The organism is Vibrio sp. HA2012, assembly GCF_002812955.1.
Classification (GTDB): domain Bacteria; phylum Pseudomonadota; class Gammaproteobacteria; order Enterobacterales; family Vibrionaceae; genus Vibrio.
In genome coordinates, this window is sequence record NZ_PFXK01000003.1 from 484,361 (window position 1) to 507,733 (window position 23,373).

The window sequence follows — 23,373 nt, forward strand, 5'->3', positions numbered from 1 at the left end:
TAGAAAAGGAGGAGGCTCTATGTTCGGGGAAATACAAAGTAAGATCTACTTCAAATAAAATAGGACACTAAGTGTGTTTTTTATCACAAAATGTATATTTTCTGTGATAAGGATCGCTCCTTGTTGACGATGGAGATCACGAAATTAACGGGTTCAGTTGGGGGCGTAGGGTTCAGGATGATGATGTATTCGTTATTATTTCCGATGATACAGAGGAAGGGATGGTAAGTTATCCCTGATTTTTAATTTTTCCTTATTGCTAGCAGGTTTTATTTTATGCAGTCAGTTCAAGGTTCAGGTGTGGTTGCATCCGGTGATGTGCCACTCGGTCAGAAAGTGTTTATTAAATGGGCACTGCTGGCGACAGTCGGTATCCTTAATGGTTACGCATCGATTCTTATGTATTCCCGTGGTGAGCTGGCATTTGCAATGCTGACAGTTGTGCTTACCGCATTAGCCATCTATATTTTTGGCAGTAAAAAAACATACGCACATCGCTATATCTATCCGGGTATCGCGGGTATGATTTTATTTATCCTTTTTCCTCTTATGTATACCGTAGGTCTGGCGTTTACCAACTACAGCGCCAAGAACCAGCTCTCTTTGGAAAGAGCACAGCAGGTTTTGTTGGACAGAACTTATCAGAGCGGCGAAAGCTATCCTTTTTCTCTGTATCGGACAGAAAATGGTTATCGTCTGGTGATTACTCAGGGTGAGCAACTGCTGGCAACCCGGGAAATAAAACTGGATGATTTTACTGAACCTTATTTAGACCTAGCTCCTGTGCCATCGGTTCAGGGAACTCCTGAACAGATTAAAAGTATCATTAAACACCGCAGTACACTTAGTGGTATTGATCTGAATACTCCTGACGGAGCGGTGATCCGTATGAGTGGTTTGCGTAAGTTTGCGTCAGTGGTTCCTCTGTATACGAGGCAGGAAGATGGTCAGACGCTTATTGATAATAAAACCGGAGAAACACTGAAGCCAAATATGCAAATTGGCTATTATCAGGTGGTCGATAAAAATGATCATTTCGTAGGCGATGGCATTTCTCCCGGCTTTATTGTCAATGTCGATACCGCTAACTTTGAAAGAGTATGGAAAGACGATGGTATCAAAGAACCTTTTATCAGCATCTTTATCTGGACGATCGCATTTTCTGCTATGACGGTAATCTTTACTGCTTTTATCGGTCTGGTGCTAGCCAGCATCGTACAGTGGGAAGAGCTCCGGGGGCGTTCTGTGTATCGGGTACTGCTTATTCTTCCTTATGCCGTTCCTGCATTTATCTCGATTCTGATTTTTAAGGGTTTATTTAATCAGAGTTTTGGTGAGATCAATATGGTTTTGCAGGCTCTGTTCGGTCTTAGCCCCAACTGGTTTTCTGATCCGATAATGGCACGGGCTATGGTTATTATTGTAAACACATGGCTTGGTTTCCCTTATATGATGATTTTATGTATGGGTCTGATGAAAGCGATTCCGGATGATCTGTATGAAGCTTCGGCGATAGACGGTGCAGGTCCGCTGAAAAACTTTACCCGCATTACCGTTCCTATGATGGTTAAGCCACTGACACCATTGATGATTGCGAGCTTTGCTTTCAACTTCAATAACTTTGTGATGATTTACCTGTTAACGACCGGTGGTCCGAATATGATTGGTACGACAGAACCTGCGGGCTATACGGATTTGCTGGTCAGCTATACCTACCGGATTGCATTTGAAGGCAGCGGTGGTCAGGATTTTGGCCTGGCAAGCGCGATAGCAACACTGATCTTCCTGTTAGTCGGTGGTCTGGCACTCATCAATTTACACTTCACCAAACCGGTACAAGATTAAGGAGTCATCACCATGGCAATGGTACAAGGTAAAAATCTGAAATATCGTGTATGGGCAACCCATATCGGATTATGGATGTTCCTGTCACTGATCATTTTTCCGCTGCTGATGATTGTGGCTATCTCTTTTCGTGAAGGTAACTTTGCAACTGGTAGCCTTATTCCGGAGAACCCATCTCTGGAACACTGGAAACTGGCATTGGGCTTTTCGGTAACAAATGCTGACGGAACGGTAACAAAACCCCCGTTTCCTGTTCTGCTGTGGCTGTGGAATACGATCAAAATTGCCGGAGTTTCTTCGCTATTTATTGTGACTTTGTCTACAACATCAGCTTACGCATTTGCTCGTCTGAAATTTGGTGGTAAAAGTACCATCCTGAAAGCAATGATGATTTTTCAGATGTTCCCGGCAGTACTGGCACTGGTTGCTCTTTATGCGTTGTTTGACAAGCTGGGACAATATATTCCGTTTTTGGGGCTGAATACGCATGGCGGGCTTATCTTTGCTTATCTGGGGGGAATTGCACTGCATGTGTGGACCATTAAAGGCTATTTTGAGTCTATTGATGGTTCGCTGGAAGAAGCGGCTGCATTGGACGGAGCCACACCATGGCAGGCATTCCGTCTGGTTCTATTGCCTCTTTCTGTACCGATCCTGGCTGTAGTCTTTATTCTGTCCTTCATTATGGTGGTAGGGGAAGTACCGGTTGCAACACTTTTGCTCTCGGATATTGATAAATATACGCTGGCGGTGGGTATGCAGCAGTATCTTTATCCGCAGAACTATTTGTGGGGCGATTTTGCGGCAGCTGCCGTCTTGTCGGCCGTGCCGATTACCATTGTGTTCCTGTTGGCACAGCGCTGGCTGGTTGGTGGCCTGACAGCCGGTGGTGTGAAAGGGTAATAATCGTTTTTAGCATTATATTGTTATCTGAGCCTGGAGTTGTTCTCCGGGCTCTTTATTTTTCAATATCCAATAGAGACTAAATGAGTTCTCTGCTGGATGGAGCACAGCCGACGTATTGCATTAGAATGTAAATACTCTCCTGATGCATTGCCACTCTCCTAAACAGATCCGCAAAAATCATATCCCCGCCAAAACAGGCATGAATATAGTGATTAATGGATTTGTCATCATACCCTTCTGCATATAACGTCCTCACCCAGTGGTACTCAAGAGCACTCGGGTTACAGATGGTCGCTTCGTCTAAGGTGATAGCAATATTCAAATTCAGGATAATCAATGTATATAAGTCAGCGAATTACAACAGATTATTGTGATAGAAATATGACAGCCTATATTGGCTATTTGAGTCCCCTGTCTATTCTTGGCACAATAGCTTATCTTTTTCTGCGTAAGACAGAGCATGCGAATTCTCCATACCTCCGACTGGCATCTGGGCCAGAATTTTTTTACTAAAAGCCGTAAAAATGAACATCAGGCCTTTATCCGCTGGTTGTTGACGCTGGTTAAAACTGAAAATATTGATGCTGTAATTATTGCTGGAGATGTGTTTGATACAGGAACGCCTCCTAGCTATGCAAGGGAGATGTATAACCAGTTTGTGGTGGATATAAGCCGTACAGGTTGTCAGTTAGTGATCCTTGGGGGAAATCATGATTCAGTTTCGACTCTGAATGAATCCCGCCAGTTGCTTTCCTGCCTGAATACCCGGGTGATTGCCAGTACTGAGGGGGAGCCGGAAGAACAGCTTATTGAACTGAAAAATCGAGAAGGTACTGTCGGAGCCTTATTGTGCGCTGTTCCGTTTATCCGAGCCCGGGATGTGATGCAAAGTGTTGCCGGGGGGTCAGGAAAGGACAAACAAAAGCAGTTAGGTGAGCAGATCAAGGATCATTACCGGATGCTGTATCAGAAAGCATTAGCATACAGAGAAAATCAGAATTGTCAGGTACCTATTATCGCAACCGGGCATCTGACGGCTCTTGGTGTGACAAAAACAGAGTCTGAACGGGATATCTATATCGGCTCTTTGGATGCCTTTTCTGCCGATGGCTTTCCTCCCGCCGATTACATCGCTCTGGGGCATATTCACCGTCCGCAGATCGTTGCAAAATCTGACCATATTCGTTATTGCGGTTCGCCGATTCCGCTCAGTTTTGATGAGTTGAAATGGCGGAAACAGGTGATTATCGTTGAATTCTTTGCTGATAAACACAGGCAGATCATACCGGTTGACGTTCCTATGTTTCGCCGGATGGAAATACTGAAAGGCGATTTGGCTGAGATTCAGGTTATGTTGAATCAATATCCCCCTGCATCGGAAGAAGAAGAGCCTGTCTGGCTGTTTATTGAAGTTGAAGTTCAGGATTATCTTTCAGATCTTCAGTTGCGTATTCAGGAAATGACAGCAGGGCTAAATGTGGAAGTCATTCGTTTAAAACGCAGTAAAAGTGATCGGCGCGATACTCTGATGCGTGAGGCAACAGAAACGTTATCAGAGCTGACTCCCTATGACGTTTTTGATAAGCGACTGGAAAAGGAACGGTTTGACGGAGAGGATGAACAGAAGCGATTAACCCGTCTGAAGCAGAAATTTAGTCAGATTGTACTGGAAGTCGGACATAAGGAAGGCGGTGAATGAAGATCTTAACGTTACGCTTTAAAAATCTTAATTCTTTGAAAGGAGAGTGGTATATCGACTTCACCCGTTCACCGTTTTCTGAGACCGGTCTGTTTGCTATTACTGGCCCAACCGGTGCAGGTAAGACCACCATATTGGATGCTATTTGTGTGGCGTTATACCACAAAACTCCGCGGTTGGATAATATCTCCGTTTCCGGTAATGAGCTGATGACTCGCGGTACAGCAGAGTGTCTGGCGGAAGTTGAGTTTGAGGTAAAAGGTAAGGCTTATCGGGCATTCTGGAGCATGCGCCGTTCCCGTGACAAAGCCGATGGTAATCTGCAGCCGGCACAGGTAGAGCTGGCAGAGGTGGTTTCCGGTCAAGTACTGGCAAATCAGATTAAGAAGAAATCTGAACTGGTAGAATCCGTAACCGGGCTGGATTTTGGTCGTTTTACCAAGTCCATGTTGCTCTCTCAGGGGCAGTTTGCTGCATTCCTCAATGCCAGAGAGGCAGAGCGGGCGGAGTTGCTGGAAGAGCTTACGGGAACGGAAATCTACGGGAAGATTTCAGCAAAGGTGCATGAGCATTATACTCAGACCAGACAGACCATGGCTGAGCTGGAAGCTAGAGCGCAAGGGGTGCAGTTGCTGACCGAGGAAGAGGCTCAGGCACTGGAACAGGAACAGAAAAGGCTTGAACAGGAGCAGAACCAGCAAAAAAGTTTGTTGAACAAGCTGGATGCCGGGTTGCACTGGTGGAATGAACTGGAGAAAAGCCGCATTCATAAACAGGAAGCAGAGCAGGCACTAATGCTGGCTCAAGAGGTGATAGCGACCTCTGCCCTAGAGCTGGATAAACTGGCTCGTAGTGAACCTGCCGAAGCATTACGGGCACCGTACCTGTTGATGAATGAAGCAAGTAATCACTGTCATCAAATTGAAGAAAATCTCAAGCAAAAATCTGAGGCTAGTGAAGAAACTGAGCAGGGTTACAAGCAGGCAGAAATCCTCTTTGAAGCAAAACAATCGGATCTTGAGCAGGCCAGACAAGCCAGCCGGGCACTGGAAACGCTTCTGAATGAGAAGGTGATCCCTCTGGATCAGAATCTCCGTACTGAACATGATAAAAAGGTGGATCTGGAACAACGTCAGCAACACCTTAATTCCGAATGGGACAGACAGCAACAGGCTTTGTCTGAGCAGCAACAGTGCCTTGTACAGGTGGAGCTTTCTCTGCAGCAGATTGGTCAGTATATGAAGGAACACCAGGCGGATATCTGTCTGGAACAGTCTTTAGGGCTCTGGGTGGCTCAATATGGTCGAATAGAAACGCAGCAGAAAGAGGCTCAGCAATTGGCTGATCAGGTAACTGCCGATACTGCAAAGTTAAAGCAGGAAGAGCTTAAATATACTGCTGATCAGCAGCAGCTTAAGCTGGAATCGGATCAGGTTACCCGATTACAGCAGAGCTATAGCGAAACAGAAAATAAGAAAAAGCAGTTTCTGAAAGAACGGGCGATTGAGACAGATATCCATCAGCTTGAAAATCAGTTGCAGCACCAGAATCAGGTGATGGCGACCTTGTCTTCTCTGCAAATGGTACAGAGTCAGTGGCTGAATTTTCAGCGTGAGAAACAGAAGAAAGAACAGGAGATCCCGGCTCTGTTGCTGGATAAACAGAAGCTGGAACTGGAGCGGCAGCAACTGCGACAGCGTTATACGACACAGAATGAGCTGGTAAAAGCGTTGGATAGACTGGTCAGTCAGGAGGAACGTCTGGCGGAGTACCGTACTCAGCTTATTGCTGGAGAGGCATGCCCGCTTTGTGGTTCGACTGAGCATCCATATGCCAGTCAACATGCTGTGATCAGCCTCTCTGAGACTCGGCAGAGTATGCTGGCAGCGGATAAAGAACGGGAAAGTATTAAAGAGCAAGGAGACAAACTTAATCTGGATATCAGTTCTCTGGAGCGCCGGATTGAGGATGAACAGAAGCGACAGCAGCATATCATTCAGGAACAGAACCAACTGGATGGACGCTGGCAGCAATTGGCTGTTCAGGCAGTATACACGCTTCCAATTGAAGACGCCGACAGTCTGAAACAGCGGATGATTGAAACTGAGCAACAGAGTTCTGTTTTGTATAAGACTATTCATGAGTATCGCGATCTGAATCAGCGTTTAACAGCCGCCAAAGACGCTCAGGATACGGCATTAGTACATTATCAACAGGCGGAATCTCAGCTGAAATTGTTTGGTCAGCAATTGGGATACATTCGCAGTGATCTGGAGAAGAAGCAGGAACAGCAAGGGAAGTTACTGAGTGAGATTGATGGCTTGTTTTCCGGACTGATTGCTCAGATCCACGGAAAGGGGTTTGTATCTTTGGAAAAATCTGCGCTGTCTGTTTGGCTGGACAGTAAACAAAATGATGCAAGCGTCTGGAAAGAAACGGTTAACAAACAGGAACGGTATCAGCGCGAGTTGGCTGTGCATCATGCAAATGTAGACACCGGCCGTAGACAGATATCTGAAACAGAGCAGAAACTGGCTGTGATGGTACAGGAGCTGACACAACAGGCTAAACGTGTACAACAGCTTGAGCAGGAAAGGCATATCCTGTTTGGGAACAAGCAGGTGGATGATGAAAGGCTGGCTGGTCAGGCGCTTTGTAATATAGCAGAAAAGGCATACCAGCATCAGCAAGAGAAGGTCATGGCGCAGCAGAGAGTCCTTCAGTCTCTGAAAGGGGAAATTGTAAATCTGCAGTCGTCTTATGCGCAGGCACAAAACAGCCAGAAAGCTCGAATTCAGGAGTGGGAAACTTTATTACAGGAGAGCCTGTTTGAATCGACCCAGGCGTTTGAGGCTGCCTTGCTGGAGAAAGAAGAACGACACCGGCTGATGGCATTAAAAGAGAAGCTGTTCAGTGAACGGGATAAAGCGCAGACGCTGGTCAGCGTTGCAGGAAAAACGGAGCAACAGCTACTGAATGATGATATGGCGCAGGAGTATCTGCCTATGCCGAAAGCAGAGTTTGTGCAGCAGACTATAGCGTTGAGAGAGAGTATAGAAATCCGGAGTAAACAACAGGGAGAAGTGACTAACGAGCTACGGTCTGATGTAAAACGCAGACAGGATCAGCAGGCGTTGTTTCAAGAAATTAGTGAGTACCGTGGCGTCTATGATGACATTCAGTATCTGCATGCACTGATTGGTTCACAGAGCGGGGACAAATTTCGTAAGTTTGCACAGGGGCTGACTCTGGATAATCTTGTCTATCTGGCCAATAAGCAATTGCAGCGTCTGCATGGTCGCTATGAACTACAGAGAAAAGAAAATCAGGGGCTGGAATTGTCAGTAGTCGATACCTGGCAGGGAGATGTAGTGCGGGATACAAAGACTCTCTCCGGCGGAGAAAGTTTTCTGGTTAGTCTTGCCCTTGCGTTGGGGTTGTCGGATCTGGTTAGTCATAAAACCAGTATTGATTCTCTGTTTCTGGATGAAGGCTTCGGTACACTGGATGCTGAGACGCTGGATATGGCGCTGGACGCTCTGGACAGTCTGAATGCATCCGGAAAAATGATCGGTGTGATCAGCCATGTGGAAGCGATGAAAGAGCGTATTCCTGTACAGATTAAAGTCCGCAAACAAAGTGGACTGGGTGTCAGTGAGCTAGAGAGCCGGTTTCGGGGGCAGGGTATACTTCGGGATTGACCATCAGGTATGTAGGGCTTTTCCCTGAATCAGTTGCTCGACCAGCTTATTGGAGTGTTTATTTTCATACATGGCCTGATCCGCTTCATTGATGATCATATCAAAAGATTCGGTTTGTGGATCTCCGACATGAACACCAATACTGACACCCAAATGAAATGAATGGTGACCAATTCTGATTTCTTCATTGGTCACTGATTCCAGACGGTTGCAGAGTATATCGATATCTTTTATGTTGGCAGGCCTTTCCAGCATGACTACAAATTCATCACCACCAAAGCGGGCGATAATATCTCCGGTCTTTATGCTGGATTTTAACCGTTGTGCTACGATGGCCAAGACCTTGTCGCCGATGGGATGCCCATAGGTATCATTGATGGATTTAAACTTGTCTAAATCGAGAAACAGACAGCAGATTTGCTCTGCCTTTTTGGCTAATAGCATGTACTCTTCTATCAGGCCGCTGCGGTTCAGCAGTGGTGTCAGCACGTCATAGTTGGATTTTTGTTTCAGTTCGACAGATTCTGTAATGTTGAGCAGGCTGATAAGTTTCAGTTCATGGGGAATGGTGACGGCAAGCGATTGTGTCAGTTCAAAATGCTGATCGTGGATCTGTATCTGACAATTTTCCAGTGGTAACGGGATAAATCGGGTAATGGGTTCTCCTTTTAGCCTTCCTGAGGTGCGGTGAAAGATCTGTTCAGCAGCAGCATTGGCGTAGGTGATTTGATTATTATCATTAATCAGTAAAGCCGCTTGCGGCAGATTCATCAGAAGGTTTTCCAGATTCCTCTGAAATGCATTACTGTTTCTATTTGCCAGATGCAGTCGGTATATCATCAGAAGAAAATTAATCAGTACCAGAATGAAAATAATAATTTGTGCAATACGCAGGGTTTGTGATTTCTGAATGGACAGTTGTTCTGAGCGTATGGTTAGTTCATTCATCAGAAACAGCATGGATTTATTCGTTTGCAGGGCATAGTTCTGCAGTACGTTATTGTTTCGGTAAGGCTGATCACTTTCCAGCATTTTATATACTGGTGTCCATAATTCCAGAGCTTTGGTCAGTAGTTGCTGACTTTTCAGATCATGGATCGCTTTTAGTGTTACGTTTTTTTCATCCGGAGTGTGCAGAGTTCCACCGTTTTTTAATGTTCTCAGAGTCTGGTTCAGTGTTCTCGCTGATTCAATGACAGTTTTTTTATCTTCCGCGGCTTCGCTTAAAGAGGTAGAAGGGCTACTGAGCAGTAACAGATTTTTAGCGATATTTTGCGACAGCATGCGTTGCCGGCCAGTTACATTAATAATCAGTGCATCATTTTCCAGTTTTTGAGTCAGGTTGATATTGAGAAACAGCAGAGTGAAGTCCAGAAAGATGAATGTCGACACCAGAATAATGAGAGGAACAGTGGTGAGTTTCTTATGAAACATGACAAACACTCCGTCTGACGTGTAACCGCAATCATGCAGCAAGTTATTATCGGTTTTAGTTATGTGATTCTGCTATAAATCAGATAGTTCACCAAAAATTATAGCCTACAAATTATAGTCCACAAATTTGTTATGCTGTTGGCAGTAATTTATATAAGGATTATGCAGAGTGTAAATTAAAACACTCTTTTTGGTTTTTATCGGGTATATAATGGGTGCTGTTTTTCAACGGAATGTTTGTATGTCAGTAAATATCGACCAGCCTTTACCGAATATCCGGATGCGGATGCCGTCTTTAACCAAGACGGAACAGTCAATCGTTGAGAGCTTCCTGCAGCCTCATTTTCTGCATAAGAATACCTCGATAAAAGAGGTGGCTGAACGGTTGAGAGTCTCACCTGCCCTGTTGGTAAAAGTATCGAAAAAACTAGGGTATAGTGGATTTAAGCAACTGAAAGATGCACTGACAGCACAGCTTGAATCTGCAGATTTTATACCTAGTGAACAACTGCTTCCTGATGATAGTTGTGAAGAAATTATCAGCAAGGTGCTGCACAATTCTATTAATGCACTGACTGAAATTCTGGATTTTATTGATGCTCAGGCATTAAGTGCTGCAGCGGATGCGATTTTGAATGCGAAGTGTATAGAATTTTATGCTGCCGGGGCATCCAGTATTGTTTGTGAAGATTTTCAGCAGAAACTATTGCGTATCGGTATTAAGGCATCGGTACCTATGGAAAGGCACCTGATGCTGATGTCGGCAAGCCTTCTGTCAGAGCATGATGTTGTTCTGGTGGTTTCCCACTCTGGCCAGACTGCCGATTTGATGGACTCTGTACGGCTGGCAAAGCAGTCTGGAGCCAAAATTATTTCTATTACCAATAACTACAACGCAGAGCTTTCCCTGTTATCCGATATTCCTCTTTATGCGCCTTCTTCTCCGGAACCTGTGATGGGAAAAAACGGGACAGCAAGACTGGTCAAACTGGCGATGATTGACTGCCTGTATGCTACGATCGTAAATAAAATGCCGGAACTGGCAGAGAAGAACCTGAATACTACCCATAAAGCATTGGGGTTGAGAGAATAGCTTATGGACTGGAAATGAAAACTGCCGGTAAATCCGGCAGTTTTCATTGTGCGATGATTTTTAGTGTGTGATCAATTATAAGCGCGTGCAACTTTCCCGGTCGTTGACAGCTGATATTTACCGGTATAAGCCGGTACAAATACCGACTCTCCTTTTTTGACGGTGACTGTTTCACCACTTTTATGATTCAGTGTCATGTTCGCATCGACAGCAAACAGAATTTCAGCACTTTCCGGACACAGAGTCAGAGCCTGTACTGATTCAATAACTGCAAATTTAAAATCATCCACCGGAACCGGAAAGTAAAGTATGCCATCCTGCTTTTCTGGCTGAGTCAGCAGCGTTTTTAGTGGCTTACCTTCAAAACGTGTACAGGCTACCAGTTCTTCCACATCAATATATTTAGGTGTCAGCCCTGAACGCAATACATTATCTGAACTTGCCATAATTTCCAGACCGGTCCCTTTCAGGTAGGCATGTGGTGTACAGGCATGCAGGAACATCGCTTCGCCGGGCTGCAGTGTTAATACATTCAACATGAGTGGACAAAATAAGCCGATATCGCCGGGATATTGTTGTGCAAGCTCCTGGATCAGGGCGAACAGTTCATGGTGTTTGTTTGCTTCAGCGTAGGTCAGCAGTTCCTGTACCGCGGTTTCTTTCTGATTTCCTTCGAGAGAAAGCATTGCGCGGAAAAATGTTTTTAGCCCTTCAGCATCAGGGGATGCTGAAAATGCATTCACCAGTTCTTTGATTGAAGGCAGGCTGATTTGTCTGAACAGGGCGATAATTTCCGGGAATTCCCGGAATCCGTTCATGGCCTGATAAGGAGTCAGAGCATATACTAATTCCGGTTTATGGTTCGGATCTTTATAATTTCGGTTTGCTGCGGTACGGGCTATACCTGCCAGTTCCTCTTTTTCATAACCGATTTCTGCTTGCTCTTTACTCGGGTGCACCTGAACGGAAAGGGCATTGGCTGCAGCCAAAACTTTAAACAGGTAAGGCAGTTCACCAAACTGAATATCAGTTCCTTCATGTAGGATCCCTGATTTATCCAGACTGATAAAATCAGACAGCCATTGTGTTTCCCCATCTTCAACGATTTTTGAACAGCCGTTCGGGTGGGCTCCCATCCATATTTCAGCCTGCGGTTTTTGTTCCGGATTGGCGATATCAAAGAGTTCATGGATAGAAGTTGTGCTTCCCCACGCATAGTTCTGAATGACATTTTCCATTGGGAAGAAATACTGAGTTGATGCCTGAGTCATGGTTATCCTCTGATATAATTCGGTTTATTGTGCCGTAGTTTACGTGATCCAGTATACAAAGTGCACTTTTGAGATGGTGGGTACTGCACATTTTTGTCCTGAAAATGAGACTGACACAGATATAAATAAAAATGTCCCTTCATATGAAGGGACAAAAAGCATCACAGTTGACGGTCTGTCAGGAGCATGCAGAAAACAGTGATGCTTGTTGTACTATGATCAGGCAAATGCGGCTTCTGCCTTTTTCTGACGCATTTTCTTCAGTGTGACACAAACCAGAGCTGTTACGACTGAACCCGCAGCCATGCAGATAAGTGCCAGCAGTGGTTTATTCATTGCACCAAGCAGAGCAACCACCGGGCCACCATGTGCGACGCTGTTTGTGATCCCGAATGAGAATGCCATGACTGCCGCAACCATTGAGCCTATCACGTTCGCCGGAATGACAGACAACGGATCCTGAGCCGCAAACGGGATAGCTCCCTCAGAGATGCCGACCAGTCCCATGGCTCCGGCAGCTTTGCCTGCTTCAAACTCTGATGCTTCAAACAAGTTCAGTTTATGTCCCAGAACTGTAGCCAGACCCATACCCAGTGGTGCAACCGGAATGGCACAGGCCATCGCACCCATAAACTGGGTTTGTCCACTGGCAATCATGCCAACAGAGAATAGGAAGGCGACTTTGTTACACGGGCCACCCATATCAAACCCGGCCATGCCACCCAGAACGATTCCCAAAAGGACAACGTTTCCGGTACTCATTGTGGTCAGCAGGATATTTAGGCTGTCCATCAAACCGGCAATTGGTGCACCGATGACAAAGATAAACAGGCTGGAGATGAAAAGCGAACCGGCAATTGGTGCAATCATAATCGGCACAAGCGGCTGAATAAATTTGTGATAATTAATGCTTGTTAGCCAGCGGATAAAGTAACCGACCAAAAGACCGGCAAGGATAGCTCCGATGAATCCAGTACCTGCTTCTGCTCCGTAAAAGGAACCGTTATTAGCAATCCAGCCGCCAATCAGACCGGGAGCCAGTGCTGGACGATCTGCAATGGCATAGGCGATGTATCCTGCCAGAATAGGGATCATCAGAGTAAAGGAAACAACACCTACATCTAAGACTTTATTCCACAGGCTACCCGGAGGAATTGCCATACCTGCTTCGGTTGGTTCACCGCCAATAGCTAGTGACAAAGCGATCAGCAGACCACCGGTAACCACAAACGGGATCATATGTGATACACCGTTCATCAGGAATCGATACAGATCAGAGCGTCCCTGAGAAGCTTTGTTCTTTTCGTTTTTAACATTATCCGCCTGATAGAGTGGCTGTCTGAGTGACTGTTGAATCAGGCCGATGGCATCTTTAATCGGTGCTTTTACACCGGTTTCTATGACTCGTTTTCCGGCAAAACGTCCCATATCTACTTGTTTGTCACAAGCGACGATAATAGCATCCGCACGATCTATTTCTTCGGCTGTCGGTTCATTTTTTACACCGATAGAACCGTTGGTTTCAACCTTGATCTGATAGCCCAGTTCGGCAGCACCCTTTTCCAGAGCTTCAGCTGCCAGATAGGTATGCGCGACGCCTGCCGGACAGCCGGTTACCCCGATAAGGAATCCTTTATCGGCGACAGGATTCATCTGGGATGGTTCAACCTTTTGCAGCAATAGCTCAAGGGCATCTTCTGCACTTTTAACCTGCATGAAACTTTCAATAAAACCATCTTCAATCAGCTTTGAGGACAGTTCTGCCAGCACTTCAATATGGTGGTTTGATCCACCGTCCGGAGAGGCGATCATAAAGAAAAGTTTCGATGGCTGACCGTCTTCGGCACCGTAGTCAATACCGTTTCGACTGATACCTATGGCAACGGCCGGTTCGGTAACGGCAGAACTTTTGGCATGCGGAAGCGCGACACCTGCTTCAAAGCCGGTATTACCCAATTCTTCGCGTGCCTGAATATCTGTCAGAAACTGATTTTTGTCATTGATTCTGCCTTGTGTATGAAGCAAATCGATTAACTCAATAAATGCTTCATTTTTGGTTGTTGCATTGAGATCAAGGCATATCAAATTTTCATTGATGAGATCAGTGATCATAGTGTTTCACCCTATTGTGTATTGGATTTATTGGTACGAAGGCCTTCGCTGTGTCAGAGATATTTTCGTCTGGCAGGGAATAAACCGATAGTGCATAGGAGAGACATTTACTGGATTATTGTAACCATAAGTTTTAAGTGTGATCCGACGCATGTATTTTAAATGGTGAAGGAAGATAGATAAAAAATGAAAATTCAATTATTTTTCATGATGATATGTGTCAATTTTCTTGTGTTAATATATTTTTTATTTTTCCCTTATGATTTATCCATTTCACTTTCTGGATTAAAGTTGCCATTATATAACCGTAAAAAGTGTGCTACACATCACGATAGGACAGATAATTCGCCTGCCTTTGCTGAAGAAAGCGGAGAAGGGGATAAGGTAAGAATAATATTATGAGCATGGTGTTTCATGATCTGCTGGAAACTCTATTGTCGGAACGAGAAAATTTTAACCGGATCTGGTTTGCCAATGATCAACTGACTCCTCCTCCGTTTAGCTATCAGGTTAATTTTCCACGTCTGGAATTGGTGATCAGTGGTGAGTACCGTAATCAGATTGAGGATCCGGAATATGGAATCACCGATGTTAGTATTCTTTCCGGTGATGCTTTGTTTATTCCGCCAAATTGCTGGAACCGGCCGGACTGGGATACGGATTGTTCTGTACTCAGTCTCTTGTTCGGACGCCGTCAGTTGGGATTCAGTCTGGTTGGAAAAAAGAAAGATGAAAGTGGATTTTTTGATGTTCGCAAACACAGTATTCAGACCCGAACCGGGCATGCAATAGACCATATTCTTGAGGCGCTGAACGCATTAGCTCGGGAACCAAGGAGAACTCCTGTGGATGAACATTTGCTATTGGCTCTGATGAGTTATGCCCAGATCATGATTGCAGATCCTGCACATTCAGCAAAGAAACGCAGTGAAGATCTTTATCAGGGGATTTGTATCTATATCCAGGAAAACTTTCATCGATCTATTACCCGTTCCAGTATCGCAGAAAGGTTCAGTGTGTCACCTAATCATCTTTCACGTCTGTTTCGTCAACAGGGCCATATGACCCTAGCCGATTATATTACCTGGGTACGAATCGACCGGGCAAAGTTTATGCTGCGTAAGTATTCATTTCGTCTGAATGAAGTCGCTACCCGTTGCGGGTTTCAGGATGTGAACTATTTTTTTCGGGTGTTCAGAAATAAAACCGGACGAACTCCGACAGAGTACCGGGGTATGGAGTAAGCAAAAAAAGGCCACGCTTAAAGGGGAAAAATAAGCGCAGCCTGATTATCTGATGAGAGGGATCGGTGAGCCCGAAAAATTACATCGCCCAGTCGCGATTCTGAATAACAACCCGGTTTCCGTCGGCATCTTCGAATGTTTTGCCGAGCTTACGCCAGACCGGATTCCTTGCCGTAACATATGAGAACCCGGCATCGATCATTGAACGACATGCCCATTCCCATTCCTGACTGCATGGCAGGAAGAAAACCAGAAAACCTTCGTCAGCTTCTTTTTTTGGCTCTGAGGCACCATGACGGTTAGTAAACTCAAGGTGATAATTGTGATGCGGGTGACCGAGAACAACACCATCAAAGCCATCTTCATCCTTAAATTCAGCCAACGATTCAAAACCCAGAGCTTTTTTATACATGTCAGCGATAGTTTCCAGATTGTCAGTTCTTCTGGTCACTCTTAGTACGGCATCTTTTGAAATCATGATATCTCCCATCCTTTAGAAAAATTAAGAACACCTTAACGTGTAATCGGTGTTTTTTGCAATAAAAATTCACAGGATTGAATTATTTTGTTAACTAGATCAATATCACAATGCTGATAAAGAAGAGGCTGATTCACTATGTTTATTAACAATAATGACTAATTGAAAAAGATATGGTCTGTTTACCCTTTTTTATTATGGGAATAGGCAGAGGGAATGTGCTCAGTTTTTTGTTCTTCATATGTGAATAGATTGATGCTTATTTAGAGGTGTTCGAATGTGCAAAGTCCATAGTGAATATTTAAGTTCACTAAAATCTATTTATCTTGTGAATTATTTATATTCTGCTCAGTACTGCGGTCGATGGTACAGCCCATTGACATTGTGTGCAGAAGGATGGCTTTTATTGCTTCTGGTTCAGTGGTGCTGGTCAGAAGGTGACAAAATTCCGGGTTCAGCAGAGTACGGCTAATGCTGGTAAAAGCTTTGATGATGTTCATATCTGGCGGAGCGGGTAATAGCAGAGCTACAACTGTCGTGACGGATCCCATTCTTGAATACCAGTCCAGCGGCTGATTCAGACGGTATACGGCAATAGAAGCCTGCTTAATCCCTTCGAGTATGACATGTGGCAGAGCTATCTGGTGACCGATTGCTGTTGATGACACGTCTTCCCGTTTCAGCATGGCGGCAAAGACAGCCTGAGCCATCGCTGGATTGAGAGTTGTACTTATGTTTGAAATCAGTACCGTTTTATTTATCCCGGGGTGCAATTTGCAGGCTTCAAACCGGAAATCCAGCGGGAATGGCAGATGGAAGGAAGGGTGGTGTGCGATAATTGAATTTGTGTAATCTTCACTGCGTTTGTGTGAGGTATTGATGATATCAAACTGATCTGCAATAAAATCGGTCAACACCATACAGGCAAGTTCTGCGTCTGAACCTTCAATCCATAACTGACACAGATCGCCGTTTTTACAACCAAGGCTTATGACTTTTAAAGTATGCTCTGCATTGGATGCTTCGTTGGTGGTAATGTTACGCAATAAAATGACAGAGCGAAAATAACCCGCCAGAGTTTTCAGCCGGTTTAGTTTCCACGCAGCAAAGCCATCAGAGCCGATGACAAAGGTAATACGCCTCTCTATTCTCATTATTTCCACTTGTCTTTATAGAGCCTGACAGCGATCTAATACGCCGGATACGTCAGTCAGTACTTCTTCAATCGTGACGCAGTGTATCTTATTACCGGTAAAACGAGCCCGTTGCTCTACTTCGATATCGGAGGCAATCAGTATCAGATCCGCATGGGCAATATCGGTTGAATTGAGCTGATCTTCGATCCCCATGGCTCCCTGAGTTTCCACTTTTATATGAATGTTTCTTTTTTGTGCTTCCTTACGTAGGGCATCGGCAGCCATGTAGGTATGGGCAATGCCTGTTGGACAGGCTGTGACGGCAACTATTTTCATGTTATCTCTTTTATTTATTGTTAAAGGGATCCTGACAGTTTATAGCGTTTCTGCTTCGGAAACAAAAGAAGGAAAGGGAACAGTTATGATTAATGAAAAGAGGGATTCGAACAGAAAAATAGACATGAGTCATAAAAATGAACGCCGTTTCAAAAAATTTTCTGAAAAGGATCGCAAAAAAGCCTATTCATATTTGATCGATATTGATCAAATATGAATAGGCGGTAAGATGACTTCTATACCTAAGGAGTCAATGTATGTTTATCAATTACAACAGTAATCCTGTTGACGCAAAACAGTATGATACTCAGCGTCTTAGAGATGAATTTTTAACAGAGGTTTTATTTAAAGAGGCGAGTATCAATATGGTGTATAGCCATATTGACCGGGTTGTCGCTATTGGCGTATCTCCGGGGGACGATGTATTGAAGCTGGATGATTTTGTGGATAAGAAAGCATTCGGCACAGAATTTTTTCTGCAACGCCGCGAGCTGGGCGTATTGAACCTGGGCGGAAAAGCAGAAATTCGTACCAAAGAACATACCTATGTTCTTGATTATCTGGATGTGCTGTATCTGGGAAAAGGTGAAGAAGCTATCGAGTTTGTTTCTTTGCAGGCAGACAATAAATCCATATTGTATTGTTTGAGTGCTCCGGCGCATCACACCTATCCGTCCAGACTTATTACCCGCGAAGACGCAAGAAAAGTTGAACTGGGTGATCAGAAGAATGCTAATGCACGGGTGATTAATCAATATCTTCACCCGGAAGTGTTGCCTACCTGCCAGTTGTGTATGGGCGTGACGCATCTGCAACCGGGAAGTGTCTGGAATACGATGCCAGCGCATACCCATGAACGGCGCATGGAAGCTTACCTGTATTTTAACATTAAACCTGAACAAGTGGTTTTCCATTTTATGGGAGAACCGCAGGAAACGCGGCACATTATTGTCCGTGATAAGCAACTGGTTCTTTCCCCAAGTTGGTCTATCCATTCCGGATGCGGTACGGAGAATTACAGCTTTGTCTGGGGCATGCTGGGCGAGAATCAGACTTTTGACGATATGGACTTCGTCGATATGAACCAAATCCGTTAATTATAACTAAACCTGTACCTCTATGGAGACATCTCATGTTGAAAACAAAAGTATTGAAGTTCGCTGTACTGGCAGCTGCAGTTGGAAGTTCGCTTAGCTTTGCTTCGTTGGCAAATGCTGCAACTGAAATTAAAGCGGCATTTAACCAGTCCGATAAACATCCACAATATTTGGCGTTACAGGAGTTTGGTAAAAAACTGTCTACTGAAACTGATGGTCGTTACAAACTGACAATTTATCCGAATGAACTTCTGGGTGATCAACGAGCAGCTTTAGAACTAGTGCAAAATGGCGCGATTCAGATGGCAATGGTGGCTAACCCTCTGGTTGAAAACTATGACAAGACTTTTCGTGTGCTGGCAATGCCATATATATACACCGGTCCTGCGCATCAGGAAAAAGTATTTACCTCTGGTGAGTTAGACAGCTTGTTTGCATCTACACAGAAATTTGGTTTTGAAGTGCTGACAGCCTATACGGCCGGTGCGCGCAGTATGTATACCAAAGAAGCTCCGGTAAAAACCGTTGCTGATATGAAAGGCCAAAAAATCCGTGTAATGCAGTCCGACACTATGATCAAAATGCTTGACTGCATGGGTGGAACCGGTGTCCCTATGAGTCAGGGTGAGGTGTATACAGCTGTACAACAGGGCGTTCTGGATGGTGCAGAAAATAATGAGATCACTTATTCGGATCTGAAACAGTATGAAGTAGCGCCTTACTTCTCAGCGACTCGTCACCTGATGGTTCCGGATTTGCTGGTTGTTAGTAGCTACTTCCTGTCTACTATGTCTGAGGAAGATCAGAAGACTCTGAGAAAGCTGGCGAAAGAAAGCACTCCGGTTGAATTCAAGATTTGGAATGACCGGATCGAAAGCGCGAAAAAAACAGCACAGGATAAAGGGGCAACCTTTACTGAAGTGGACATCAAACCATTCCAGCAAAGCTGTAAGAAACTGCAGAGTGATCTGATTGAAACCTCAGAGCAGGAAGCCTTGTTCGAGAAAATTAACTCTATGTCGTAAATCACAGTTGTAGAGAGAGTAAGCCGGAACAGAATCTCCGGTTTATTCCCTCTGCTCAGGGTTTGTCTTTATGCTAAGTAGTAATGAAAATCTGTTTTTTAAGGGGCTGGAAGCCCTTAAATGGTTGGTAGATAAAATTATATCGTCTGCCTGTATCTTTATTGTCGGGACGATGACGGTAATGGTTACCTATCAGGTAGTTGTTCGGTATCTGTTTGACAGTCCCAGTGCTGTCAGTGAGGTATTGTCCCGTTACCTGTTTATCTGGCTGATCCTGTTCGGCAGCGCTTATGTTTTCGGACTCAGAGAACATATGGCAATTACATTTATTCAGTATAAGTTTCCAGAGCGGATAAGAATTCTTCTCGATATGCTTACTGAACTGGCAACCGCAGTATTTGCTTTGTCAATTATGATCGTTGGCGGTTACAGCACATCAGTACGTCAGATGTGGCAGTTGGATTCTGCTCTGCAGATCCCCATGGGAGCCATTTATGCGGCTATCCCTATCAGTGGAGGAATCATTATTTTTTATTTCCTTTATAACGAGCTTCGGCTATTCCGTCGTCTGAGACAGTTACATTAATTTTATATGAGAGTTTGGTTATGGACGTAGCAACCACTGCCGCACTGATTATGTTCAGCGGTACTCTGTTCTTTTTAATTATCGGGGCTCCGATCAGTATCAGTGTCGGAATATCCTCTTTTGCTGCCATGTTATCCATTCTTCCCGGTCAGGGTGCAATGGTGACGTCTGCTCAGCGTATGTTTGTCGGTCTGGATTCTTTTGCTCTGCTGGCGATTCCTTTTTTCATTCTGGCCGGAAATATTATGAACAATGGTGGTATTGCCATCCGGCTGATTAATTTTTCTAAGATCATCAGTGGTTTTTTCCCTGGTTCACTGGCACAGACCAATGTGGTTTCTAATATGTTGTTCGGTTCTATTAGTGGTTCCGGTGTCGCTTCTGCGGCGGCCGTTGGCGGAATTATGAACCCGATTCAGAAAGAAGAAGGTTATGACCCGGCTTTCAGTACGGCTGTCAATATTGCTTCTGCGCCAACAGGCATGCTGATCCCGCCGAGCAATACATTGATCGTATACGCAACGGTAGCAGGTAGTGTGTCGGTATCGGCTCTGTTTATGGGAGGGTATATACCGGGTATCCTGTGGGGACTGGCTGTAATGCTGATTGCTGGATTTATGGCAAAACGCCGAGGTTATATTGCTCAGCACAAGATGTCGCTGGCAGACTGTATTAAAGTTTCTCTGGAAGCGATTCCCAGTCTTTCTCTGATAGTGATTGTGATTGGCGGTATTTTAGGTGGTGTATTCACCGCGACAGAAGCATCTGCTATTGCTGTTGTCTATTCGCTGTTTTTGAGTCTGATTTATCGTGCTCTTGATCTACGTAAACTACCCGAGATTTTTCTGCACACAGCAAAGATGTCGGCCATTGTTATATTTATGTTGGCAACATCGTCCATTATGTCATGGGTCATGGCGTTTACCCAGATCCCAGGGATGATCGCCAGTTCTCTTCTGTCTCTGACTGATAATCCGATTATTATTCTGCTGATTATTAATGTTGTATTGTTGTTTATCGGTACGTTTATGGATCCAACACCGGCAGTATTGATTTTTACGCCGATTTTTCTGCCTATTTGTATGGATTTGGGTATGGATCCGGTGCAGTTCGGTATTCTGTTGGTCTTTAACTTGTCTCTGGGAACGATTACTCCACCTGTCGGTCCGATTCTGTTTACCGGGTGCAAAGTTAGCGGTATTAATATCGACCAGGTGGTAAAAACCTTATTGCCTTTCTTCCTGGCTATCATCTTTGTGCTGATGTTGGTGACTTATATTCCTGCTGTCTCCATGACGATTCCGGAAATGATGGGGTTGATCAAATAGAAGGTGTTATTCAGGCTGCCCGCGGATACCTATTCAAGGGCAGCTTGGGTATAATCTGTTCTTACACATTGCTTTCTGACTCTCTGTCGGGTGATTAGGAACCGATACTTAAATGGATAATATAAAAAAAACCGAATACCGGGCTCCGGCGCTGGAAAAAGGGCTGGAAATACTGGAGTTGCTGGCTTCTGAAGGTGAGCCTCTGAGCAAAAAGCAGATAGCGGAAAAACTGAATCGTAGTATAAATGAGATATTCCGTATGCTGTCGGTTCTGATTGAAAAACAGTACATAGAATTTGATGGTGATACATCAAGCTATTCCCTGACATTAAAGATGTTTGCACTGTCGAATCAGCATCCGCCTATTGCGCAGTTACTGAAACGAGCAGAGCCATTGATGGAAGAGTTGTGTCATAAACTGAATCAGTCCTGTCATCTCAGTACTTATAAGAACGGGGAACTGGTGGTTATAGCCCGGCAGGAAAGTCCTTATAAAATGGGTTTTGGATTACGTTTAGGCGCTAAGCTGGATGTCTGTGGCTCTGGTTCTGGAGTGGTATTGCTGAGTTACAGCTCGGAAGAAAAGCGAAAAGCGATCTTGAATAAAGTGGATGCTACCAAAGAAGAGATAGCAGATGCGCTTGAACATGTTGAATTGACACTTGAGCGTGGTTATTTTATCGGAGCCAGTCCTCAGATCTCGGGTGTTACCAATATTAGTGTTCCGGTTATCGGTGTATTGGGTGATATTATGGCGGTGATTACGATTCCGTATATGACGCTGAACTCAAAAACAGTACATCATCATATTGAAGATATTGAACATGCAAAAGAAAGATTGCTGGAGGTTGCGCAGAAACTAAGTCAGAACCTTATTCCCTGATTTTTTCTGATTAGTGTTCAAGTATGGGTTTGTTTTAGTGATCTAAATGGGGGTAGTTTTTACTACTGTATCCATTTTGGTATATGTGTGGGTTTTATAGTTTATGTGGTTTCCTTTTATTTGAGTATATGAGATAAGGGGCTGGTAACTCCCGTCGCCCCTCTTTCCAGTACGTGGGTGTATATTTGAGTGGTTTTAACATCAGCATGCCCTAGTTGTTCCTGAACTGTTCTTATATCAGCGCCTGATTCTAGTAGATGCGTAGCGAAGCTGTGCCGCAAGGTGTGGCAGGTAACGTTTTTTTGTATCTGAGCCTGTTTTGATGCTTGTTTAATGGCTTTTTGTAACGACGATGGGTTAACGTGGTGTCGCCTGACCAAATTAGTCTTCGGATCGAAGCTCAGCTTGCGTGATGGAAAGAGGTATTGCCAGAGCAGTGTTTTTCCTGCGTTCGGGTATTTTCTCTCTGTTGCTGTTGGCATATTGACGCCACGATAGTCCGGATTCTGGATATCATATTTATAGTATAGTTCTACGACTTTTTGTTGGTCTCTCAGTGGGTTGTATAGTTCCGGTGCTAATGTAACTTCGCGGTTTTTCCCGCCCTTTCCCTGCCAGATTCGTATCAGGCCATAGTCAAAATCAATATCCTGATAGCGCAGTCTGATGAGTTCCATGAGCCTTAGACCACTCCCATAGAGTAACTGAGTCATCAGTTTATGCTCTGGTTTTACTGACACTAGTAGCCGGGTTATTTCTATTCGGGTTAATACCACTGGAATTTTTTGTTCAAGTTCCGAACGCCTGAAACGCATATTGAGTTCAAGTGGCTGGGAGAGAATTTCCCTGTACAGAAAGCTGATAGCGTTTAAGGCTAATGCCTGCGTTTTTTTTGCAACGTTCTTTTTTACAACTAGGTAGGTTAAAAACTGTTCTACATGGCAATTGCTGAGTTTTTCAGGATGCTGTTTTTGATGAAAAATAATATATAGTTTTATCCAGTGCAGATAAGCTTCAATGGTTTTTTTAGCATAATGTCGGGAGTACATAAATTCAATAATATGGTTGAGAAAAGGGGAATTGGTTTTCATAATCTATTCATCTTTTTCTAGCAGTCTTTTTACGGTAAGTTATTTTTGCTTCGCAAAAGTGTGATAAAAGGATGAAATCCACTTAACATCTATCAGTTCCCCCAATGT

At 44.3% G+C, this 23,373-nt stretch carries 21 protein-coding genes; 13 read left to right on the plus strand and 8 right to left on the minus strand.

Annotation, left to right across the window (positions count from 1 at the left end; translation table 11 throughout):
* Positions 1–276 precede the first annotated feature (276 nt).
* Together malF and malG are read left to right on the plus strand one after the other, a co-directional pair.
* Positions 277–1,845, plus strand: coding sequence for a maltose ABC transporter permease MalF (malF, locus tag CSW98_RS08310; RefSeq protein WP_100799992.1), 1,569 nt, complete (start codon positions 277–279; stop codon positions 1,843–1,845).
* A gap of 12 nt (positions 1,846–1,857) precedes the next feature.
* Entirely contained in the window at positions 1,858–2,748 is an 891-nt protein-coding gene (malG, locus tag CSW98_RS08315) for a maltose ABC transporter permease MalG (RefSeq protein WP_100799993.1), read from the plus strand.
* 79 nt (positions 2,749–2,827) lie between these two features.
* Here malG and CSW98_RS17625 read toward each other — a convergent pair whose 3' ends face one another.
* Positions 2,828–3,067 (minus strand): hypothetical protein, encoded by a 240-nt coding sequence (locus tag CSW98_RS17625; RefSeq protein WP_198517318.1) that lies wholly within the window; start codon positions 3,065–3,067, stop codon positions 2,828–2,830.
* Between the two features lie 144 nt (positions 3,068–3,211).
* Here CSW98_RS17625 and sbcD point away from each other — a divergent pair, with 144 nt between their 5' ends.
* Together sbcD and CSW98_RS08330 are read left to right on the plus strand one after the other, a co-directional pair.
* On the plus strand, positions 3,212–4,450 hold the full coding sequence (gene sbcD / locus CSW98_RS08325; RefSeq protein WP_100799994.1) for an exonuclease subunit SbcD: 1,239 nt from the start codon (positions 3,212–3,214) through the stop codon (positions 4,448–4,450).
* Positions 4,447–8,151 carry an AAA family ATPase gene (locus CSW98_RS08330; protein WP_100799995.1) on the plus strand — a complete coding sequence of 1,235 codons (3,705 nt, stop codon included), beginning with the start codon at positions 4,447–4,449 and terminating at the stop codon, positions 8,149–8,151. The genes sbcD and CSW98_RS08330 overlap by 4 nt, the downstream gene beginning before the upstream one ends.
* 3 nt (positions 8,152–8,154) lie before the next feature.
* On the opposite strand, the gene CSW98_RS08335 is transcribed toward CSW98_RS08330, so the two are convergent.
* Positions 8,155–9,585, minus strand: a complete 1,431-nt coding sequence (locus CSW98_RS08335; RefSeq protein ID WP_100799996.1) for a diguanylate cyclase domain-containing protein — start codon at positions 9,583–9,585, stop codon at positions 8,155–8,157.
* 241 nt (positions 9,586–9,826) lie between these two features.
* Here CSW98_RS08335 and CSW98_RS08340 point away from each other — a divergent pair, with 241 nt between their 5' ends.
* A complete protein-coding gene (locus tag CSW98_RS08340; protein WP_100799997.1) occupies positions 9,827–10,678 on the plus strand; it encodes an SIS domain-containing protein in 852 nt (283 codons plus the stop codon).
* 71 nt (positions 10,679–10,749) lie between these two features.
* Here CSW98_RS08340 and manA read toward each other — a convergent pair whose 3' ends face one another.
* Together manA and CSW98_RS08350 are read right to left on the minus strand one after the other, a co-directional pair.
* The gene (manA, locus tag CSW98_RS08345; RefSeq protein WP_232733494.1) at positions 10,750–11,949 is read right to left on the minus strand and encodes a mannose-6-phosphate isomerase, class I; all 1,200 of its coding nucleotides are present in this window, start codon (positions 11,947–11,949) and stop codon (positions 10,750–10,752) included.
* A 219-nt stretch (positions 11,950–12,168) separates the two neighbouring features.
* Positions 12,169–14,061 (minus strand): PTS fructose transporter subunit IIABC, encoded by a 1,893-nt coding sequence (locus CSW98_RS08350; protein WP_100799998.1) that lies wholly within the window; start codon positions 14,059–14,061, stop codon positions 12,169–12,171.
* Positions 14,062–14,247: 186 nt separating this feature from the next.
* Here CSW98_RS08350 and CSW98_RS08355 point away from each other — a divergent pair, with 186 nt between their 5' ends.
* Both CSW98_RS08355 and CSW98_RS08360 read left to right on the plus strand, forming a co-directional pair.
* The gene (locus tag CSW98_RS08355; protein WP_100799999.1) at positions 14,248–14,463 is read left to right on the plus strand and encodes a hypothetical protein; all 216 of its coding nucleotides are present in this window, start codon (positions 14,248–14,250) and stop codon (positions 14,461–14,463) included.
* Positions 14,460–15,305: a helix-turn-helix transcriptional regulator gene (locus CSW98_RS08360; RefSeq protein WP_100800000.1), complete on the plus strand. Its 846-nt coding sequence runs from the start codon at positions 14,460–14,462 to the stop codon at positions 15,303–15,305. The genes CSW98_RS08355 and CSW98_RS08360 overlap by 4 nt, the downstream gene beginning before the upstream one ends.
* Positions 15,306–15,384: 79 nt before the next feature.
* Here the strand turns inward: CSW98_RS08360 and CSW98_RS08365 are convergent, their stop codons facing one another.
* The 3 genes from CSW98_RS08365 to CSW98_RS08375 form a co-directional block, all read right to left on the minus strand.
* Positions 15,385–15,783 (minus strand): VOC family protein, encoded by a 399-nt coding sequence (locus CSW98_RS08365; RefSeq protein WP_100800060.1) that lies wholly within the window; start codon positions 15,781–15,783, stop codon positions 15,385–15,387.
* A 317-nt stretch (positions 15,784–16,100) separates the two neighbouring features.
* Positions 16,101–16,937 carry a PTS sugar transporter subunit IIA gene (locus CSW98_RS08370; RefSeq protein ID WP_100800001.1) on the minus strand — a complete coding sequence of 279 codons (837 nt, stop codon included), beginning with the start codon at positions 16,935–16,937 and terminating at the stop codon, positions 16,101–16,103.
* Positions 16,938–16,952: 15 nt separating this feature from the next.
* Positions 16,953–17,255 carry a PTS fructose transporter subunit IIB gene (locus tag CSW98_RS08375; protein WP_100800002.1) on the minus strand — a complete coding sequence of 101 codons (303 nt, stop codon included), beginning with the start codon at positions 17,253–17,255 and terminating at the stop codon, positions 16,953–16,955.
* On the opposite strand from CSW98_RS08375, the gene CSW98_RS08380 reads away from it, so the two are divergent.
* The 6 genes from CSW98_RS08380 (at position 17,236) to CSW98_RS08405 (ending at position 22,174) form a co-directional block, all read left to right on the plus strand.
* Positions 17,236–17,472 carry a hypothetical protein gene (locus CSW98_RS08380; protein ID WP_157810368.1) on the plus strand — a complete coding sequence of 79 codons (237 nt, stop codon included), beginning with the start codon at positions 17,236–17,238 and terminating at the stop codon, positions 17,470–17,472. The genes CSW98_RS08375 and CSW98_RS08380 overlap by 20 nt on opposite strands.
* A gap of 40 nt (positions 17,473–17,512) precedes the next feature.
* Positions 17,513–18,352 carry a 5-dehydro-4-deoxy-D-glucuronate isomerase gene (kduI, locus tag CSW98_RS08385; protein ID WP_100800004.1) on the plus strand — a complete coding sequence of 280 codons (840 nt, stop codon included), beginning with the start codon at positions 17,513–17,515 and terminating at the stop codon, positions 18,350–18,352.
* A gap of 35 nt (positions 18,353–18,387) precedes the next feature.
* Complete coding sequence (locus CSW98_RS08390) at positions 18,388–19,377, plus strand: TRAP transporter substrate-binding protein (RefSeq protein WP_100800005.1); 990 nt, start codon at positions 18,388–18,390, stop codon at positions 19,375–19,377.
* A gap of 70 nt (positions 19,378–19,447) precedes the next feature.
* Positions 19,448–19,963, plus strand: a complete 516-nt coding sequence (locus CSW98_RS08395; RefSeq protein ID WP_100800006.1) for a TRAP transporter small permease — start codon at positions 19,448–19,450, stop codon at positions 19,961–19,963.
* Between the two features lie 20 nt (positions 19,964–19,983).
* Entirely contained in the window at positions 19,984–21,291 is a 1,308-nt protein-coding gene (locus tag CSW98_RS08400) for a TRAP transporter large permease (RefSeq protein ID WP_100800007.1), read from the plus strand.
* Between the two features lie 112 nt (positions 21,292–21,403).
* The gene (locus tag CSW98_RS08405) at positions 21,404–22,174 is read left to right on the plus strand and encodes an IclR family transcriptional regulator (RefSeq protein WP_100800008.1); all 771 of its coding nucleotides are present in this window, start codon (positions 21,404–21,406) and stop codon (positions 22,172–22,174) included.
* 116 nt (positions 22,175–22,290) lie between these two features.
* On the opposite strand, the gene CSW98_RS08410 is transcribed toward CSW98_RS08405, so the two are convergent.
* Complete coding sequence (locus CSW98_RS08410; protein WP_100800009.1) at positions 22,291–23,265, minus strand: integron integrase; 975 nt, start codon at positions 23,263–23,265, stop codon at positions 22,291–22,293.
* Between the last annotated feature and the right edge of the window lie 108 nt (positions 23,266–23,373).